Source organism: Pseudomonas sp. RIT288 (assembly GCF_000631985.1).
Taxonomy (GTDB): domain Bacteria; phylum Pseudomonadota; class Gammaproteobacteria; order Pseudomonadales; family Pseudomonadaceae; genus Aquipseudomonas.
The window spans coordinates 417,707-434,199 of the sequence record NZ_JFYN01000001.1 but is presented as its reverse complement, the minus strand read 5'-3'; the positions used below and the strand labels follow the sequence as shown (position 1 = coordinate 434,199).

19 protein-coding genes are annotated in these 16,493 nt (G+C 60.8%); 8 read left to right on the top strand and 11 right to left on the bottom strand.

Annotated features, from left to right (window positions below):
* Positions 1 to 381 precede the first annotated feature (381 nt).
* Complete coding sequence (locus BW33_RS01970) at positions 382 to 642, bottom strand: accessory factor UbiK family protein (protein WP_047596744.1); 261 nt, start codon at positions 640 to 642, stop codon at positions 382 to 384.
* 413 nt (positions 643 to 1,055) lie between these two features.
* Between BW33_RS01970 and glnK the strand changes: the two genes are divergently transcribed.
* The 4 genes from glnK (at position 1,056) to sutA (ending at position 3,839) form a co-directional block, all read left to right on the top strand.
* The gene (gene glnK, locus BW33_RS01965) at positions 1,056 to 1,394 is read left to right on the top strand and encodes a P-II family nitrogen regulator (protein ID WP_002555808.1); all 339 of its coding nucleotides are present in this window, start codon (positions 1,056 to 1,058) and stop codon (positions 1,392 to 1,394) included.
* Between the two features lie 36 nt (positions 1,395 to 1,430).
* Complete coding sequence (locus BW33_RS01960) at positions 1,431 to 2,768, top strand: ammonium transporter (RefSeq protein ID WP_047596743.1); 1,338 nt, start codon at positions 1,431 to 1,433, stop codon at positions 2,766 to 2,768.
* Between the two features lie 216 nt (positions 2,769 to 2,984).
* Positions 2,985 to 3,410 carry a secondary thiamine-phosphate synthase enzyme YjbQ gene (locus BW33_RS01955; RefSeq protein WP_003229414.1) on the top strand — a complete coding sequence of 142 codons (426 nt, stop codon included), beginning with the start codon at positions 2,985 to 2,987 and terminating at the stop codon, positions 3,408 to 3,410.
* 102 nt (positions 3,411 to 3,512) lie between these two features.
* A complete protein-coding gene (gene sutA, locus BW33_RS01950) occupies positions 3,513 to 3,839 on the top strand; it encodes a transcriptional regulator SutA (RefSeq protein ID WP_047596742.1) in 327 nt (108 codons plus the stop codon).
* Between the two features lie 219 nt (positions 3,840 to 4,058).
* On the opposite strand, the gene BW33_RS01945 is transcribed toward sutA, so the two are convergent.
* From BW33_RS01945 to lptM, 6 genes are read right to left on the bottom strand one after another with little or no spacing between them, the layout of a single operon-like run.
* Positions 4,059 to 4,766, bottom strand: coding sequence for an HAD family hydrolase (locus BW33_RS01945; protein WP_047596740.1), 708 nt, complete (start codon positions 4,764 to 4,766; stop codon positions 4,059 to 4,061).
* On the bottom strand, positions 4,763 to 5,662 hold the full coding sequence (gene xerC, locus BW33_RS01940; RefSeq protein WP_047596738.1) for a tyrosine recombinase XerC: 900 nt from the start codon (positions 5,660 to 5,662) through the stop codon (positions 4,763 to 4,765). The genes BW33_RS01945 and xerC overlap by 4 nt, the downstream gene beginning before the upstream one ends.
* Before the next feature lie 2 nt (positions 5,663 to 5,664).
* Entirely contained in the window at positions 5,665 to 6,390 is a 726-nt protein-coding gene (locus tag BW33_RS01935) for a DUF484 family protein (RefSeq protein WP_047596736.1), read from the bottom strand.
* Between the two features lie 13 nt (positions 6,391 to 6,403).
* The gene (gene dapF, locus BW33_RS01930; RefSeq protein WP_047596735.1) at positions 6,404 to 7,234 is read right to left on the bottom strand and encodes a diaminopimelate epimerase; all 831 of its coding nucleotides are present in this window, start codon (positions 7,232 to 7,234) and stop codon (positions 6,404 to 6,406) included.
* A 3-nt stretch (positions 7,235 to 7,237) separates the two neighbouring features.
* Positions 7,238 to 8,485: a diaminopimelate decarboxylase gene (gene lysA / locus BW33_RS01925; RefSeq protein WP_047596734.1), complete on the bottom strand. Its 1,248-nt coding sequence runs from the start codon at positions 8,483 to 8,485 to the stop codon at positions 7,238 to 7,240.
* 9 nt (positions 8,486 to 8,494) lie between these two features.
* Positions 8,495 to 8,668: an LPS translocon maturation chaperone LptM gene (gene lptM, locus BW33_RS28180; RefSeq protein WP_047596733.1), complete on the bottom strand. Its 174-nt coding sequence runs from the start codon at positions 8,666 to 8,668 to the stop codon at positions 8,495 to 8,497.
* A 326-nt stretch (positions 8,669 to 8,994) separates the two neighbouring features.
* Here lptM and cyaY point away from each other — a divergent pair, with 326 nt between their 5' ends.
* The 3 genes from cyaY to rnk all read left to right on the top strand — a co-directional run bounded on the left by cyaY (position 8,995) and on the right by rnk (position 10,186).
* A complete protein-coding gene (gene cyaY / locus BW33_RS01915) occupies positions 8,995 to 9,327 on the top strand; it encodes an iron donor protein CyaY (RefSeq protein ID WP_047596732.1) in 333 nt (110 codons plus the stop codon).
* Between the two features lie 4 nt (positions 9,328 to 9,331).
* Positions 9,332 to 9,553: a DUF1289 domain-containing protein gene (locus BW33_RS28170; protein WP_081794155.1), complete on the top strand. Its 222-nt coding sequence runs from the start codon at positions 9,332 to 9,334 to the stop codon at positions 9,551 to 9,553.
* A 222-nt stretch (positions 9,554 to 9,775) separates the two neighbouring features.
* Entirely contained in the window at positions 9,776 to 10,186 is a 411-nt protein-coding gene (rnk, locus tag BW33_RS01910; protein ID WP_047596730.1) for a nucleoside diphosphate kinase regulator, read from the top strand.
* 7 nt (positions 10,187 to 10,193) lie between these two features.
* Here rnk and BW33_RS01905 read toward each other — a convergent pair whose 3' ends face one another.
* The 3 genes from BW33_RS01905 to BW33_RS01895 all read right to left on the bottom strand — a co-directional run bounded on the left by BW33_RS01905 (position 10,194) and on the right by BW33_RS01895 (position 14,011).
* Positions 10,194 to 13,037, bottom strand: coding sequence for a class I adenylate cyclase (locus BW33_RS01905; RefSeq protein ID WP_047596729.1), 2,844 nt, complete (start codon positions 13,035 to 13,037; stop codon positions 10,194 to 10,196).
* A gap of 183 nt (positions 13,038 to 13,220) precedes the next feature.
* The gene (locus BW33_RS01900; RefSeq protein ID WP_047596728.1) at positions 13,221 to 13,466 is read right to left on the bottom strand and encodes a TIGR02647 family protein; all 246 of its coding nucleotides are present in this window, start codon (positions 13,464 to 13,466) and stop codon (positions 13,221 to 13,223) included.
* A gap of 260 nt (positions 13,467 to 13,726) precedes the next feature.
* Entirely contained in the window at positions 13,727 to 14,011 is a 285-nt protein-coding gene (locus BW33_RS01895) for a hypothetical protein (protein ID WP_047596727.1), read from the bottom strand.
* A gap of 123 nt (positions 14,012 to 14,134) precedes the next feature.
* Between BW33_RS01895 and BW33_RS01890 the strand changes: the two genes are divergently transcribed.
* Positions 14,135 to 14,794 (top strand): glutathione S-transferase family protein, encoded by a 660-nt coding sequence (locus tag BW33_RS01890; protein WP_047596726.1) that lies wholly within the window; start codon positions 14,135 to 14,137, stop codon positions 14,792 to 14,794.
* 130 nt (positions 14,795 to 14,924) lie between these two features.
* On the opposite strand, the gene argH is transcribed toward BW33_RS01890, so the two are convergent.
* Positions 14,925 to 16,319: an argininosuccinate lyase gene (gene argH / locus BW33_RS01885; RefSeq protein ID WP_027610449.1), complete on the bottom strand. Its 1,395-nt coding sequence runs from the start codon at positions 16,317 to 16,319 to the stop codon at positions 14,925 to 14,927.
* Positions 16,320 to 16,493: the final 174 nt, after the last annotated feature.

Genomic DNA, 16,493 nt, shown 5'->3' with positions numbered 1-16,493 from the left:
TGCGGGAAGTGGTCAACCAATGTCGAAACGAAAAAAAACCGCCTTGAGGAGACGGTTTCAGTTTGCAGGCTTCGGTGAGGCCAAGGCCTGCGTATCCTTTGCGGACACACTCACGTGTAGTCCCGAAGGTGTTCGTATGCCGGAAAGTGCATCGGAGGTTTGGCCCCACGCAAGGAGGGCCAAAGTATGTCTAAGTTTCTTAAACATATGTGGCGCCTCGTCAGAATCACGTTATGGGCTTTTCGCCTGTACGAGTTTCTGCGAGACCGTTGGAATAATTCGTTGTAGAGGATTGATCTGACGGAAATCGCTCCTGCCTAGGCAGGAGCGGTTTAATTTCTTTCGCAGACTTCAAGGCACTTTGGCTCAGAGTCTGCAGACTTACTCGGTCGGTGGCGTCAGCTTGGCTTCCAGCTCTGCGACTTTGGCCTCAAGGCTTTCGAGGCGAGCGCGAGTACGTGCCAATACAACCATCTGACTATCAAACTCTTCACGGCTCACCAAATCGAGTTTGCTGAACGCACTTTGCAGCAGCATTTTGAACTGGCTTTCGATTTCGGCTTTCGGCAGCGGGGTGTCGCCGCTGAACAGGCGGGAGGCGGTGCCGCTCAGGGCGTCGAGGAAGTCTTTGGGCGCGAGCATGGTGGATGTCCTGGAAACAATGGCCGGCAGTGTATCACGCAGTGTCTATAGTCAATCCCGTGGTCAGGGATGCACGCTTTTCGCGCAGGGGGGCGGACGGCGACGCACCGTTGTTGTGCGTATCCGGATGGCGTTTCGCGCGCATTGCGTTGCGACAGCGGCCAAGGGATTGAAATCAGGGGATTTTGGCGAGATGGCAAGGTTTCTGCTTAGTCACCTTCGACCCATGCACTGATGCAGTCGCTGTGACGAATGCAGTGCAGCAGACGGAGCGGGGAGTTTCGTCGGCAGCGGTTAGCTGGCGTCAGTCGGGCAGGTATGGCCGACGATGCGTTACAAAGCCAGGCACTGCGCTTAGACTTGAGTCGGGTTTGTTTTCCTGGGGCAAGTCCACCAATTCGGGAGAGAGTTTCATGAAGCTAGTCACTGCCATCATCAAGCCGTTCAAGTTGGACGACGTGCGCGAGTCGCTGTCCGAAATCGGCGTGCAGGGCATTACCGTTACTGAAGTCAAAGGCTTCGGCCGGCAGAAGGGTCACACCGAGCTGTATCGCGGCGCGGAATATGTGGTCGATTTTCTGCCCAAGGTGAAAATCGACGTGGCCATCGACGACAAGGATCTGGATCGGGTGATCGAGGCGATCACCAAGGCGGCCAACACCGGCAAGATCGGTGACGGCAAGATCTTCGTGGTCAATCTGGAACAGGCGATCCGCATCCGTACCGGCGAAACCGATACCGACGCGATTTAAGCCGCCACAAACCCCAACGCCCCAGGAGAAAACAATATGACTCTGCGTAAATTCGCAGGGCTAGGAGCCCTGTTGTCCATCGTAATGCCCGGCCTTGCAATGGCGGCAGACGAAGTGGCGGCCCCGGTCCTCAATTCCGGCGACACCGCCTGGATGCTCACCTCGACAGCCCTCGTGCTGTTCATGACCATCCCGGGCCTGGCGCTGTTTTACGGCGGCATGGTTCGCTCGAAAAACATTCTTTCCGTGATGATGCAGTGCTTCGCCATTACCGGTCTGATCAGCATCCTGTGGGTCATTTATGGCTACAGCATTGCGTTCGACACCACCGGCATGGAGCAGGGCGTCGTCAATTTCAACTCGTTCTTCGGCGGCATGGGCAAGGCGTTCCTCGCCGGTGTCACACCTTCGAGCCTGACCGGCCCTGCGGCGCTGTTCCCCGAGGCGGTGTTCATCACCTTCCAGATGACCTTCGCGATCATCACCCCGGCGCTGATTGTCGGTGCATTCGCCGAGCGGATGAAGTTCTCCGCGATGCTGATCTTCATGGGCATCTGGTTCACCCTCGTCTATGCACCGATCGCGCACATGGTCTGGTCCGGCAACGGCGGCCTGATGTGGGACTGGGGCGTGCTGGACTTCGCGGGCGGCACCGTGGTGCATATCAACGCCGGTGTGGCTGGTCTGATTGCCTGCCTGGTATTGGGCAAGCGCAAAGGCTTCCCGACTACCCCGATGGCGCCGCACAACCTCGGTTACACCCTGATGGGCGCGGCGATGCTGTGGGTTGGCTGGTTCGGCTTCAACGCAGGCTCCGCCGCAGCCGCCAACGGCACCGCCGGCATGGCGATGCTGGTCACTCAGATTGCAACCGCTGCAGCGGCTCTGGGCTGGATGTTCGCCGAGTGGATCACTCACGGCAAACCAAGTGCTCTGGGCATCGCCTCGGGTGTGGTTGCCGGTCTGGTGGCGATTACTCCGGCTGCGGGCACCGTTGGCCCGATGGGCGCACTGGTGATCGGTCTGGCGGCAGGCGTGGTGTGCTTCTTCTGCGCCACCACCCTGAAACGCAAACTCGGCTATGACGACTCCCTGGATGCATTCGGCGTACACGGTATCGGCGGTATCCTCGGTGCGATCCTCACCGGTGTGTTCGCTGCACCGTCGCTGGGTGGCTTCGGCACCGTCACCGACATCGCCGCTCAAGTGTGGATTCAGTGCAAAGGTGTCGGCTTCACGGTGATCTACACCGCGATCGTCACCTTCATCATCCTCAAGGTCCTGGACGCCGTTATGGGTCTGCGTGTGACCGAGGAAGAAGAGGCAGTGGGTCTGGACCTGGCTCAACACAACGAACGCGGCTACAACCTGTAAGTACGCGCATCGAAAAAATTTGCCCGGCTTGCCGGGCATTTTTTTGTCTGAAATTTGTCATTCAGGTAGTGGCTGAAAGGATTTTTCGTACGGCTTTGGTCGTGTTTACGACACGCGTTTTTCTGCGGCCAATGGCTTACATCATTGCAGGAATATTAGGGCCTTTGTTTTTTCCCAGAGCGCGCTAGAATGCGCCCCGAACGTGCGGAGAACTGTATGTGGCAACAGACTCTGATAACCCTGCGGGCACGGCCCCGGGGCTTTCATCTGGTAACGGACGAGTTACTCGCCGGCCTGCCTGAACTCAAGGCGTGCCGGGTCGGTCTGTTGCATTTGTGGCTGCAGCATACCTCGGCGTCGTTGACCATCAACGAGAACGCCGATCCGGCGGTCCGTCGCGACTTCGAACGATTTTTCAATCGTCTGATCCCACAAGGAACAGATGGCTATGAGCATAACGACGAAGGCCTGGACGACCTCCCGGCGCACTTCAAGGCCAGCGTACTTGGCTGCCAGATCAGTCTGCCGGTTTCGGCAGGGCGACTGGCTCTGGGCACCTGGCAAGGTGTTTATCTGGGCGAGCACCGTGATCATGGCGGTGCCCGTAAAGTCCTCGCCACCCTGCACGGTGAAGGGGCGTAAACCGTTGGTCACCAGCGGTTACCGATTTTTTTACGGCGACTTTCGACAGTCGCCAAAGCTGGTCTATAACTAATCTGCTTTTCGCAAGTCATGAGGTAGAACATGAGCGACGATGATCTGGAAAACGACGACCTCGAAGTAGGCGACGAAGACGAGGCCGAGGAAGGCCTGGAAGCAGCAGCGGAAGACGTTGCTGACGACGATGGCGGTGACGAAACGCCGGCCCCGGCTGCCAAAGGCAAAGCCAAGGCTGCGGTGTCGGTCGACGAGTTGCCGAGCATCGAAGCCAAGAACAAGGAACGCGACGCCCTGGCCAAGGCCATGGAAGAATTCCTTGCGCGCGGCGGCAAGGTGCAGGAAGTGGAGGCCAACGTGGTCGCCGATCCGCCCAAGAAGCCGGACAACAAGTACGGCAGCCGCCCTATCTGAGGCGTGTCGCTTGCTTGCTGAAAAAGCCCGCCGTCGCTGCGGGCTTTTTCATGCCTGAAACCAAAGCGCTCGTGCACTGCGACATTGTGGCGAGGGAGCTTACTCCCGCTGGGTCGCGAAGCGAGCCCAGTTTTTCAGGGCCATTTTGTTGGCTGGTTTTACGACTGCTGCGCAGCCGAGTGGGAGCAAGCTCCCTCGCCACAAGAAAGCGGTTGTGTGTCAGGCGGAGGTGGCATTCCAGCGGGCGAGCACTGCCGGCAAATCAGTCAGGCTACGGATCTCGGCATCCGGCAGCCGATCGGCTTCCCAGACCTTGCCCGTCGGGTTGAACCAGATCGCGCGCATGCCCGCCTGCTGCGCCCCGGCAATGTCATCGCCCGGATGATCGCCAATGTGCACGGCCGCTTCAGCACTCACTCCGCCACGCTGCAACGCCTCGTGAAACAAACGCGCATCCGGTTTGGCGATACCGATATCTTCGGCGCACAACGCAAACTTGAAGTAATCCGCCAGGCCCAGCCGACGCACGTCGGCGTTGCCGTTGGTGACCACGCCGAGGGCGTAATGGTTGGCGAGGATTTCCAGGGTCGGCTCGACCTCAGGGAACACCTCGATCTGATGCCGTGCATGCAGGAACACTTCGAAGCTCTTGTCCGCCAGATCGGAAGCTTCGCCATGGGCGTAACCCGCTTCCTCCAGCGCGTGGAACAGCACCCGTCGGCGCAACGCGCTGATGCGATGCTTGAGGCCCGGTTCGCTGGCCAGTACCCGCTCGCGAATCGCCCACAAATGCTCCACCGGCACCGCGCCCAGATTCGGTGCGTGTTCGCTCAGCCATTCGCGCAATACCGCTTCGGCACTTACGATCACCGGGGCGGTGTCCCACAGGGTGTCGTCGAGGTCGAAGGTGATCAACTGGATGCTCATGAATCATCGCCTTTGCTGCGTTTGGCCCGTGGGTGGGCGCTGTCGTAGACCGCCGCCAGGTGCTGGAAGTCCAGGTGGGTGTAGATCTGTGTGGTCTTGATGTCCGAGTGGCCGAGCAACTCCTGCACCGCGCGCAGGTCCTGCGAGGATTCCAGCAAGTGGCTGGCGAAGGAGTGACGCAGCATGTGCGGGTGCAGGTTCTGCCCCAGCTCGCGCTCACCGGCCAGTTTCACTCGCACCTGAATCGCCCGTGGGCCGAGGCGCCGACCTTGCTGGCTGACGAACACGGCGTCGTCGACCGGGTTGGTCATGGCCCGCAGCGGCAGCCATTGCTCCAGTGCTTCGCGCGCCTTTTTGCCGACCGGCAGCAGGCGGGTTTTGCTGCCCTTGCCGAGCACCTGGACCATGCCGTCGGCCAGATCCAGCTGATCCAGATTGAGCCCGGTCAGTTCGGACAGGCGCAGGCCCGAGGAATAGAACAGTTCGAGAATCGCCTGATCACGACGGGCGAGAAAATCGTCCTCGACCGCACCTTCCAGCAGTTGCAATGCACGGTCGGTGTCGAGGGTTTTCGGCAAGCGCCGTTCGCCTTTCGGCGGCGCCAGACCGGTCGCCGGGTCGTGGTCGCACAGGCCTTCGCGATTCAGATAGTGATAGAGCCCGCGCACCGCCGAGAGCAATCGGGCAAGGCTGCGTGACGACTGTCCCTGCGCATGCAGGCGGGCGATCAGGCTGCGCAGGCGCTGAATATCCAGCGCCGCCCAACTGCCGATGTTCTGCTTGAGGCACCAGCCGAGGACTTTATCGAGGTCGCGGCGGTAGGCCGACAGAGTGTGCGGCGACACCTGTCGCTCACTGCGCAGGTGTTCGCAGTAAGCGTCCAGTTGCCGTTCCATGATCAGCGTACCGGGCGCAGGGAACTGTTGACCCGTGGCAGCACGCGGCCCATGACTTCGGCGATGTAGCTGAGGAACAGCGTACCGACCGAACTCTTGTAGTGCTGCGGATCACGGCTGGCGATCGCCAGAATGCCGTGGATGCCTTGATGGCTGACGGCGACCACCGCAGTGGAACCGATCTGCTTGCGCTGTTCTTCGCCGAACAGGAAGTCCAGCTCATGTTCACGCAGAGTGCCGCTGACGCTTTTGCCTTCGGTGAGCAGACCGCCGATCGCGGTTTGCGCGTCGGCGTGGGTGACCCAGCGGCCGACCGGTGCCGGGTTGTCGCCGAGCAGGATCAGGCTGACAAAAGGCACCTGAAAGTCCTGGCGCAGGCTGTCTTCGACGCTGATCACCACGTCTTCCAGACTGGCGGCGTCCATCAGGGACAGGATCAGGCGGCGGGTCTTGTCGAACAGCCGGTCGTTGTCGCGGGCGACGTCCATCAACTGCGAGAGGCGATGACGCATCTCGATGTTGCGGTCGCGCAGGATGCTCATCTGCCGTTCGACCAGCGAAACGGTGTCACCGCGCTGGTGGGGAATGCGCATGGCGGGCAGCAGTTCTTCGTGCTCGACGAAGAAGTCCGGATGAGCCTCCAGGTATGCGGCAACCGCTGCCGCCTCCAGGCTCTCGGACGCTGATTCGTCGGACTGTCGGGCGGGTACCTGAGGCTTATCGGTCATGGCTTCTGCTCACTCAAAGACGCACTTGTCCTTCGTATACACGCACTGCCGGGCCGGTCATCAGCACCGGGTGGCCAGGGCCTGCCCATTCAATGGACAGACGCCCGCCGGGCAGGTCGATCAACAGCGGCGAATCCATCCACCCCTGGCTGATGGCCGCAACTGCAGCCGCACAAGCGCCGGTGCCGCAGGCCTGGGTTTCCCCGGCGCCGCGTTCCCAGACGCGTAACTGCGCGCGGTTGCGGTCGATGACCTGGAGGAAACCGACATTGACCCGCGCCGGGAAGCGCGGGTGGTGTTCGATTTTCGGCCCCAGTTCATGTACCGGCGCGTTGTTGATGTCCTGCACGCGCAATACGGCGTGCGGGTTACCCATGGACACGGCGGCCAGTTCGACCGTGGTGCCGTCGACTTCCAGCTGGTAGCTGGTAGCCTGCGCCGGTGCGTCGAACGGAATGTCCGCCGGCACCAGGCGCGGCGCGCCCATGTTCACCCCGATCTGGCCGTCGTTACGCACGTCCAGCTCGATGATGCCGCCCTTGGTCTCGACGCGAATCTGCCGTTTGGCCGTCAGGCGCTTGTCCAGCACGAAGCGGGCGAAGCAGCGTGCACCGTTGCCGCACTGTTCCACTTCCGAGCCATCGGAGTTGAAGATCCGGTAGCGGAAATCCACGTCCGGGTTGCTCGGTGCTTCGACGATCAGCAACTGGTCGAAACCGATACCGGTGTGCCGGTCGCCCCATTGCTTGGCGTGCTTGGGCTGAATATGCGCGTGCTGGCTGACCAGGTCGAGAACCATGAAGTCATTGCCCAGGCCGTGCATTTTGGTAAAACGCAGCAGCATGGGTTACTCCGGCAGCAGGCTTTCGCCGGCAAACAGCTCGGCCACGGTTTCGCGGCGGCGCACTTCAAAAACCTGATCACCGTCTACCAACACTTCAGCGGCACGGCCACGGGTGTTGTAGTTGGAACTCATCACGAAGCCGTAGGCACCGGCCGAATGCACGGCCAGCAGGTCGCCTTCTTCCAGCGCCAGCTCACGATCCTTGGCGAGGAAATCGCCGGTTTCGCAGATCGGGCCGACCACGTCGTACTGGCGTGCGGCAGTGGCGCGCGGCTTGACCGCGGTGACGTCCATCCAGGCCTGATACAGCGCCGGGCGGATCAGGTCGTTCATCGCCGCGTCGACGATGGCGAAATCCTTGTGTTCGGTGTGCTTGAGGTACTCGACCTGGGTCAGCAGCACGCCGGCGTTGGCGACGATGAAGCGGCCCGGTTCGAATACCAGCGCCAGATCACGGCCGTTCAGACGCTCGCGCACAGCCTTGATGTAGTCGCCGGCCAGTGGCGGCTCTTCATCGCGATAACGCACGCCCAGGCCACCACCGAGGTCGATGTGGCGCAGATGGATGCCGCAATCGCCGAGGCGATCGACCAGATCCAGCAGGCGGTCGAGGGCATCGAGGAACGGCGGCAGGGTGGTCAGTTGCGAGCCGATGTGGCAGTCGACACCGATCACTTCCAGGTTCGGCAGGTGCGCGGCACGCACGTACACATCTTCGGCGTCGGCAATCGCGATGCCGAACTTGTTCTCTTTGAGACCGGTGGAAATGTACGGGTGGGTGCCAGCATCGACGTCCGGGTTTACGCGCAGCGAGACCGGTGCGCGAACACCCAGCTCGGCAGCCACGACTTGCAGGCGCTCGAGCTCGTCGGTGGATTCGACGTTGAAGCAGTGCACGCCGACTTCCAGCGCGCGACGCATGTCGTCACGGGTCTTGCCGACGCCGGAGAACACGATCTTGTCGGCGCTGCCGCCAGCGGCCAGCACACGTTCCAGCTCGCCACGGGAAACGATGTCGAAACCGGCGCCGAGACGGGCCAGGACATTCAGCACGCCGAGGTTGGAGTTGGCCTTGACTGCGTAGCAGACCAGGTGCGGCATGCCGGCCAGCGCGTCGGCGTAGGCCAGATATTGGGCTTCGATGTGCGCACGCGAGTAGACATAGGTGGGCGTGCCGAAGCGGTCGGCGATGGCGGACAGCGCCACACCTTCCGCGAACAGCTCCCCGCCACGGTAGTTAAAAGCGTCCATGGCGATCCCTTATTGGTAAACGTCGTGCTTGTGTGCTTTGGACGGCTGCTTCTGCGAAGACTGGGCTTGCTCGGCCGGGTCCTGATTGTCATCCGGCAGGTACAGCGGGCCTTTTTGACCACAGGCCGAAACGAGGCAGGCGACCGCGACGAGCGCAGCAAGGGAAGAGATCAGGCGCTTCATGGCGAAATCCTTGAAAATGCGTTAATTGCGCCGGAGTATACCGGCCACCCGGCAGCTTGCCTATGCGAGGGGGTTCCCGTCCGGCGGGGCTTGTTCAAGGCGGCCCGAATTGCCGCAATCTCTTGTAGGAGTGAGCCTGCTCGCGATTGCGGTGTATCCGCCAGCAATAATGTTGAATGTGCCGGCCATTCGCGAGCAGGCTCACTCCTGCAGGGTTTGGTGTCGGGAGTGGGGCAGGTGCTTGGTCGTTAATCTTTGCAATCGGCCGGCAGCGTCCGTATCTTGCGGCGCTTGAGCCTGATCAGACATTTTTTGAGGTTGCCACAATGAGTTTGTCCGAAGCGCGTTTCCATGATCTGGTCGATGAAACCCAGGAAAAACTGGAAGACATCTTTGATGAAAGCGACCTGGATATCGACCTGGAAAGCTCGGCAGGTGTCTTGACCGTCAAGTTCGAAAACGGCTCGCAGCTGATCTTCAGTCGTCAGGAGCCGCTGCGTCAGCTGTGGCTGGCGGCGGTGTCCGGCGGTTTCCATTTCGACTACGACGAAGAGAGCGAACGCTGGATGTGCGACAAGAGCGAAGAGCAACTGGGCGAAATGCTCGAGCGCATCGTCAAGCAGCAGGCCGGCGTCGAATTCGACTTCGAAGGTCTGTGATTTCGTGACTGATACCGCTCCCGTCCGGCCTCCGAAACCGCTCTACAGCAATGTCAGCCCGGCGGTGCCGTCGCCGTGCACCGGTGTGTGCCGGCTGGATGAGCAGAAGGTCTGCCTGGGCTGTGCGCGGCATGTCGAAGACATTCGTGAATGGCGCTCGGCGGACGATGAGCGACGCCGGGTGATCGTTGCCCAGGCTGCCAGGCGCCGAGCAACCTCCCTGTAGGAGCTGCCGAAGGCTGCGATCTTTTGCTTTTAAAGATTCAAGATCAAAAGATCGCAGCCTGCGGCTGCTCCTACAGGGCTGGCCGGGTGGGTGACTTGTATATTTTTTGAGCTGTGATAGTGTCCGAACACGCCTCAACCCATCGAGGCCTGGTGAAAACCCCGTCTTTTTTGGCGGGGTTTTGCTTTTTTTGTGTGCAGAAGAAAGGAGTCTGCCCGGATCATGACCGCACCTTCCATCACCCTTACCCGTCTGGACGTACAACGTCTGGAGCGCCTGATCGACAGCCTGGATGACACGCTGCCGGGCGTGATCGCGCTGCAAACCGAACTGGACCGCGCCGATACACTGGTCGGTCACGATGAAGTGCCCGCTGATGTCGTGACGATGAATTCCCGTGTGCACTGCCGCGAGGAAGGCAGTGGCAAGGACTATCACCTGACGCTGGTCTATCCCAAGGATGCCAACGCCGATGAAGGCAAGATCTCGATCCTCGCACCGGTCGGCAGCGCGCTGCTGGGCCTGAAGGTCGGTCAGCACATCGACTGGCCGGCTCCGGGTGGCAAGACCCTGAAACTGACCTTGCTGGAAGTTGAATCGCAGCCGGCCAACGGCGGTGAATTCCGCGAGTGACCCCGCCTCAGACTTGTTCGAGCGCCTCGTTCAGGGCGCGCTCCAGGTCAGCCTTGTAGCGCAGATACAGATTGCTTGAACTCTGACCATCACCGAGCAGGCCCGAGAGGTCCAGGTCGGTGATGTAGCAGCGATAGCGCTCGGTTTCGCGGCGCTGCTCGACGATCTCCCGGGCGACCACGCGAAACAGCTGGTCGCCATGTTCCAGCTCGCTGAATTCCCGTTGATTGCAATACAAGGTGACTTGCACTTCGCCCGGTGCAGCTTTGCCGACGATCGCCTGTACGTCGTAGAACGGTTTGTTGACCGGCGTCTGCGGCGCCGGCCGAGCGTCGACCCGTCGCGCGCGCCCGGGGCCTGAAGGTAACAACTGGTAATACAAGGTTTCGAGGCCGACCGCCGGGCTGCCGTCCATCGGCAACAGCGCTTCACGCCGGTACTGGATCGATTGCAGAAAACGCTGCAGCGGCACCAGCAGGCTCTGTTCGTCGTGAAACGGCAGATGCTGTTGCCACAGCGCGTTGAACTCATCCAGCACGTACAGTTCGGCCTGTTGTTCGGTGATCCGGTAGAACACCTGAATTGATTCCGGCTGGCCCATCGGCAGGATCAGCGCGAGGTCGTGATCCTCCAGCGCCATCGGATCCAGGTGCAGCGGGCTGTAGCGCGGCTGTTCTTCACCCAGATAATCGAGCAGCGCCGGCAGGGTGGCGAGAGCGACATGGTTGACCTGTCCCGGCACCAGTTCCAGCACGTGATAGTGCTGTTGCACCTGAATCAGGTAGCGGTGATTGAGTTCGCTGAGCAGCAGGGTCTGCGCGGTGTCGATGACTTCTTCGACGCGCCGGGCAATGAACTGTGCGCGGTTGTGGCAGAAGCAGCGCACCTTCAATGACGGCTGCTGCGGGCCGCGCGGCAGGTTGTTGAGGTAGTCGCGCAGGCAATCGAGCAACGCGTGGGGGCCGTCGAAACGGTTGACCAACACTTCGTTCCAGCTGTTGAGCGTGACCTGATCGAGGGTCAGTACAAGGTTCTCGCGCACCCCGGCGTAACTCAGCGAGTCGGTGCGCTCGGTGGTCATCAGGATATTCAGGTCGCGGTGATGCTTGAGCGGATCGACACCAACGTTGACCAGCATCAGCACTTCGCTCGGCACCGCAGCACGCAGCAGCGGTTCTTCGGCAACGGTCGGCAAGGGCAGGGCGATGCACTGCTGCAGGCTGCCGAGCAGGTTGAACAACTCGAACTCGCTCATGTCGCTGGTGCCGGGGTGCAGCGCCAGTCGGGTGCTGCTGTCGATCACGCCGTTGCGATGGCACCAGGTCAGCAGTTCAAGCAACTCGCGGCTGCGCTTGATCGGCGCGAAGTGCTCCCACTCCAGCGCGTTCAGGCTGCCGTTGTACAAACCCCACTGGGTTTGCCCGGGCTCTTTCTTGTTCGGTGATTGCACCAGCGTCAGGGTGTCTTCGGCCAGATCCGGGGCGATGCCGGGATTGATGAATTCGACCTTGTCGGCCTTGCGCTCGAACGCGGCGTACAGGCGACGACCGAGCACGTTCAGGTCGCGCTTGTTGATCAGGCTGACAGTCTGTTCGCTGCGGGCGAACTGGGTCAGGAAGCGATAGCTGTAGTTCAGCTCATTGACCAGGGCGCGGCGTTCGGCGCTGACCTGGCGGACTTTCCACTGGCTGCGGCTGTCGAGCAAGGCCAGCTGGCGCTGATCCCAATGCCATTCGTGCGCCAGGCGTTCCAGCAGTGAGCGCTGCCAGCTCTGGGTGCGGCTGTTGCCGGTGAGCTTGCGGTTGACCTTGAGGTACAGCGCGCGTCGCACCAGCTCCAGGCGCTCCGGTTCGTTGCGGGCGCTGAGGTATTCTTCGATGCGTCGGTACACCACCATGTACGGATCCAGCTCATCCAGATCCAACTGATTGGCGAACACGGCTTGCTTGTAGCGCAGGCTCAGGCACTGCACGTTCGGGTGTTCGCTGGCGTAGACCTCGGTCAGCAACAACTTGAGCACCGACTTGTAGGGCGATTCGATGCCCTTGAACAATTGCCACAGGCCAGCGCCGATGAACTCGCCCGGCGGAATCGTCGCCAGATGCCCGAGATCAAGCGTCTCGTCGGCGCGAATGAAGCGCTTGGACAGCAGAGTGTGGGTATACAGGTCGTAAGCGCTTTCTTCGTAGACCGGCACCAGCCACCAGATTGGGGTGCGTCCGGCCAGCCAGATCGCGGTGCGATAAAACTCGTCCAGCAGCAGATAGTGCTGAGTGCTGCCGCAGTTTTCGGAGCTGAGCTGGGTGTCGCGTTCGCCTTTGACGAAGCGTGCCGGGTCGATCAGAAAGAAATGCGCCTCGGCGCCTTGGGTCGCGGCCCAGGCTTCGAGGAGCTGGCATTTTTTGCGCAGCTCGGCGAGTTCGTTGTCGCTCAGGTCCGGTGCATGGCAGACCCACACGTCCATGTCGCTCTGATCGGCCTGAGCCAGGGTGCCGAGGCTGCCCATCAGGAACAGACCGTGAATCGGCCGTGGCGGGTTGCTGCCGTGGCGCGGCTTGTAAGAGAACGAACGGGTCAGGCGCTGTGCTTCGGCCAGCGCATTGGCATCCGGCTCGTAGTTGGACAGCCCGGCTGGCGTGCTGCCGGAAACATAACCCGGCAGCAGCGGATGATTGACGTGGAAGAACAGCGGCAGCAGGGTCAGCACGCCTTGCTGGCGGGTCGAGAGACCTTCGAGTGCCCGGCCAAGGCGACCTTCATTGAGTTTGAGAAAACGCGCGCGCAGTTGGCTGAGCACCTTGCGGTCGATTCCCTCGTCCAGATCGGGGCGGATTTCATGGGTGCGGGTCATGTCAGCTCAAACCGGCTCGCAGGCTCGGACGAAGAGGGTCTCGGAATGGGAGGCAGTTTAGCCTTTGCGCAGCGGGACTTTTAAGCTGAATTTGTTTTTTGACGTCAGATTTTTAGCGGGGAGCGTCAGGCGGGCCCGCGGAAATCCCGTGGCAGGAGTTCCCGTGGGCAAAGACGGGAAAAATCAGGCGGTTTCCTGCTCTCTCAGAATGGTCAGTACGGTTTGCACACTTTGCGCGGCATCGCGACCCAGGCTGGTCAGATACCCGCCATCGGGCTGGTCGGTGAGTTCTTTCTCGAAGAGGCGTTTGGCGGCGGCGATATGTTTCGGGGCAGCGGTCTGATGAATTTTCAAACCTTCCTGGGAACTGTCCAGGTTGAAGAGTGCGAGGACTTCCAGTTCGGCAACCAACTCAGGGGTAAGCGACATAAGGACTCCAGACTTTCTAGGAATTGGACGACAGCGTCCCTAAGGTGAACCCGCTTTTGCGGCATGTCCAGTGCTCAGATCAGGGATTTTGTCTTGAGGCGGATTCCAGTGTAGCCGGGGCCGGAGAGATGGCTGGATGGATGGGTGACAAATTGTGTGGGAGCGAGCCTGCTCGCGAAAGCGGTGTGTCATATAGCGTTGTTTTTGCTGATACACGGCATTCGCGAGCAGGCTCGCTCCCACAGGGGGATGTGTTTGGCTTACTGTTTTTCGGGTGGCAGATCGGGCAAATTACGCAGCGCGGTTTCATACCACTCGGTATCGAACGCGCGGTCTTCATCGAGCATGGCGTCAATCTCGTAGGCCAGCACGTGCGCCATCAGGTTGAGGATCTCTTCACGCTCGACACCCACCAGGGTCAGCTTGTTGAAGGTCGCCTTGGCCGCTGGCGGGTTGTCGCTTTCGATCTGGTTCTCGATGGCTTCGATCAACGTCGCCTCGGTGAACTCTTCTTCGTCGTTGTCGATGTCTGTCGGCTCGCTCATGGCAGGCTCCTCAAGGAAAGGCGCCAGTTTACCCGCATTCAGCGGCGTGATGCTGCTGGCAGGATCGAGTCCGGCGATCTATAAACAGTGACTGCCCACCCCGCACGGCCTGGAGGCTATGTGATGTTCAAGCTCTACGGATTCGCTGTCAGCAACTACTACAACATGGTCAAGCTGGCGCTGCTGGAAAAAGGTCTGGCGTTCGAAGAGGTGACGTTCTATCCGACGCAGACCCCGCAATCGCTGGCGATCAGCCCGCGCGGCAAAGTACCGGTGCTGGGCGTCGAAGCGGGTTTCATCAACGAAACCGCGATCATCCTCGAATACCTCGAGCAGACCCAGCAAGGCACGCCGCTGCTGCCGAGCGATCCCTTCGAGCGTGCGCAGGTATTGGCGATTGCCAAGGAAATCGAGTTGTACATCGAGCTGCCGGGGCGCGCCTGTTATGGCGAGGCGTTCTTCGGCTCGCCGGTGCCGGAGGCGATCAAGGAGAAAACCAAAGCCGAGTTGCTGCTGGGTTTCGCGGCGCTGGGTCGACACGGCAAATTCGCCCCGTACGTGGCGGGCGACAGCCTGAGCATCGCGGATCTGTACTTCCTGTACAGCGTGCCGCTGGCCTGTGCGGTCGGGCAGAAGCTGTTCGGGATCGATTTGCTGGCGGAGATGCCGAAAGCCAAGGCGCTGCTGGAGCGGCTTGAGCAGAATCCGCATGTGCAGAAGATTGCTGCGGACAAAGAGGTAGCGATGCCGGCGTTTTTGGCGATGATCGCTGCCAAAAAGTGAATTTTATAGCGCTCTGAAAGAAGCCTTCGCGAGCAGGCTCGCTCCCACAGGGGATTTTTGTCGGCCACGAATTTTGTGTTTAACAAAAATCCAAATGTGGGAGCGAGCCTGCTCGCGAAGCTTTTGACCTTTAGCGGCTGGCGATGAGGGCCTGGCCACGAACCACCGCTGCCTTGACCTGTGCCGGCGCAGTCCCGCCAATGTGGTCACGGGCATTCACCGAGCCTTCCAGAGTCAGCACGGCGAACACATCCTGCTCGATCTGGTCGCTGAACTGGCGCAGTTCTTCCAGGCTCATTTCGGCCAGATCCTTGCCGGTATCCACGCCGTACTTCACCGCGTGACCGACGATTTCGTGGCAGTCACGGAACGGCAGGCCACGGCGTACAAGGTAGTCCGCCAGATCGGTCGCGGTGGAGAACCCGCGCAGGGCTGCCTCACGCATGATCGCGTGCTTCGGCTTGATCGCCGGGATCATGTCGGCAAAGGCGCGCAGCGAATCGCGCAGGGTGTCGGCGGCGTCGAACAGCGGTTCCTTGTCTTCCTGGTTGTCCTTGTTGTAGGCCAGTGGCTGGCCTTTCATCAGGGTCAGCAGGCCCATCAGTGCGCCGAACACGCGGCCAGTCTTGCCGCGTACCAGCTCCGGCACGTCCGGGTTTTTCTTTTGCGGCATGATGGAGCTGCCGGTGCAGAACCGATCCGGCAGATCGATGAACTGGAACTGCGCGCTGGTCCACAGCACCAGCTCTTCGGAGAAACGCGACAAGTGCATCATCGCGATGCTCGCGGCCGAGCAGAATTCGATGGCGAAATCGCGATCGGAAACGTTGTCCAGCGAGTTGCCGCCCACGGCGTCGAAGCCCAGCAGCTGCGCGGTGTATTCGCGGTCGATCGGGTAGGTGGTGCCGGCCAGCGCGGCGCTGCCCAGCGGCATGCGGTTGGTGCGCTTGCGGCAGTCGACCAGACGCTCGTAGTCGCGGCTGAGCATTTCGAACCAGGCCAGCATGTGATGCCCGAAGGTCACTGGCTGAGCAGTTTGCAGGTGAGTGAAGCCGGGCATGATGCTCGCCGCTTCACGTTCGGCTTGTTCCAGCAGGCCTTTCTGCAGGCGGGTGATCTCGGCCAGGATCAGGTCGATCTCGTCGCGCAGCCACAGACGGATGTCGGTGGCGACCTGGTCGTTGCGGCTGCGCCCGGTGTGCAGTTTCTTGCCGGTGATGCCGATGCGGTCGGTCAGGCGTGCTTCGATGTTCATGTGCACGTCTTCGAGGTCGACGCGCCAGTCGAACTGGCCGGCCTCGATTTCGCCCTGAATGGTCTTCAGGCCGTCGATGATGCTGTCGCGCTCGGCATCGGTCAGCACGCCGACCTTGGCCAGCATGGTGGCATGGGCGATCGAGCCCATGATGTCGTGGCGATACAGGCGCTGGTCGAAGGTGACGGAGGCGGTGAAGCGGGCGACGAAGGCGTCGACGGGTTCACTGAAGCGGCCGCCCCAGGACTGATTGGTCTTGTCAGTGCTCATGAATTCGCTCGTATCGGCTTGAAGAAAGAAGGCGTGAAACGCTGGCGCGGATAATAACAGGGTTGCCAATCCTGTCGCTGACACCGGTCGATACGTTTTTTTCTCATCTGCTCATTCATAGTCGGCGCTGTCTGCGGAGGATTTGCGCAAGGATATTTTTCGATTGAGCAATAT

What these genes read in the sequence shown, in the direction of transcription:
- BW33_RS01900 (WP_047596728.1), bottom strand. Translation starts at nt 13,466, where the DNA reads ATGTCGCTTACCCCTGAGTTGGTTGCCGAACTGGAAGTCCTCGCACTC.
- argH (WP_027610449.1), bottom strand. Translation starts at nt 16,319, where the DNA reads ATGAGCACTGACAAGACCAATCAGTCCTGGGGCGGCCGCTTCAGTGAA.
- BW33_RS01960 (WP_047596743.1), top strand. Translation starts at nt 1,431, where the DNA reads ATGACTCTGCGTAAATTCGCAGGGCTAGGAGCCCTGTTGTCCATCGTA.
- glnK (WP_002555808.1), top strand. Translation starts at nt 1,056, where the DNA reads ATGAAGCTAGTCACTGCCATCATCAAGCCGTTCAAGTTGGACGACGTG.
- sutA (WP_047596742.1), top strand. Translation starts at nt 3,513, where the DNA reads ATGAGCGACGATGATCTGGAAAACGACGACCTCGAAGTAGGCGACGAA.
- BW33_RS01970 (WP_047596744.1), bottom strand. Translation starts at nt 642, where the DNA reads ATGCTCGCGCCCAAAGACTTCCTCGACGCCCTGAGCGGCACCGCCTCC.
- rnk (WP_047596730.1), top strand. Translation starts at nt 9,776, where the DNA reads ATGACCGCACCTTCCATCACCCTTACCCGTCTGGACGTACAACGTCTG.
- cyaY (WP_047596732.1), top strand. Translation starts at nt 8,995, where the DNA reads ATGAGTTTGTCCGAAGCGCGTTTCCATGATCTGGTCGATGAAACCCAG.
- BW33_RS01895 (WP_047596727.1), bottom strand. Translation starts at nt 14,011, where the DNA reads ATGAGCGAGCCGACAGACATCGACAACGACGAAGAAGAGTTCACCGAG.
- BW33_RS01955 (WP_003229414.1), top strand. Translation starts at nt 2,985, where the DNA reads ATGTGGCAACAGACTCTGATAACCCTGCGGGCACGGCCCCGGGGCTTT.
- BW33_RS01905 (WP_047596729.1), bottom strand. Translation starts at nt 13,037, where the DNA reads ATGACCCGCACCCATGAAATCCGCCCCGATCTGGACGAGGGAATCGAC.
- BW33_RS01935 (WP_047596736.1), bottom strand. Translation starts at nt 6,390, where the DNA reads ATGACCGATAAGCCTCAGGTACCCGCCCGACAGTCCGACGAATCAGCG.
- lysA (WP_047596734.1), bottom strand. Translation starts at nt 8,485, where the DNA reads ATGGACGCTTTTAACTACCGTGGCGGGGAGCTGTTCGCGGAAGGTGTG.
- lptM (WP_047596733.1), bottom strand. Translation starts at nt 8,668, where the DNA reads ATGAAGCGCCTGATCTCTTCCCTTGCTGCGCTCGTCGCGGTCGCCTGC.
- xerC (WP_047596738.1), bottom strand. Translation starts at nt 5,662, where the DNA reads ATGGAACGGCAACTGGACGCTTACTGCGAACACCTGCGCAGTGAGCGA.
- dapF (WP_047596735.1), bottom strand. Translation starts at nt 7,234, where the DNA reads ATGCTGCTGCGTTTTACCAAAATGCACGGCCTGGGCAATGACTTCATG.
- BW33_RS01890 (WP_047596726.1), top strand. Translation starts at nt 14,135, where the DNA reads ATGTTCAAGCTCTACGGATTCGCTGTCAGCAACTACTACAACATGGTC.
- BW33_RS01945 (WP_047596740.1), bottom strand. Translation starts at nt 4,766, where the DNA reads ATGAGCATCCAGTTGATCACCTTCGACCTCGACGACACCCTGTGGGAC.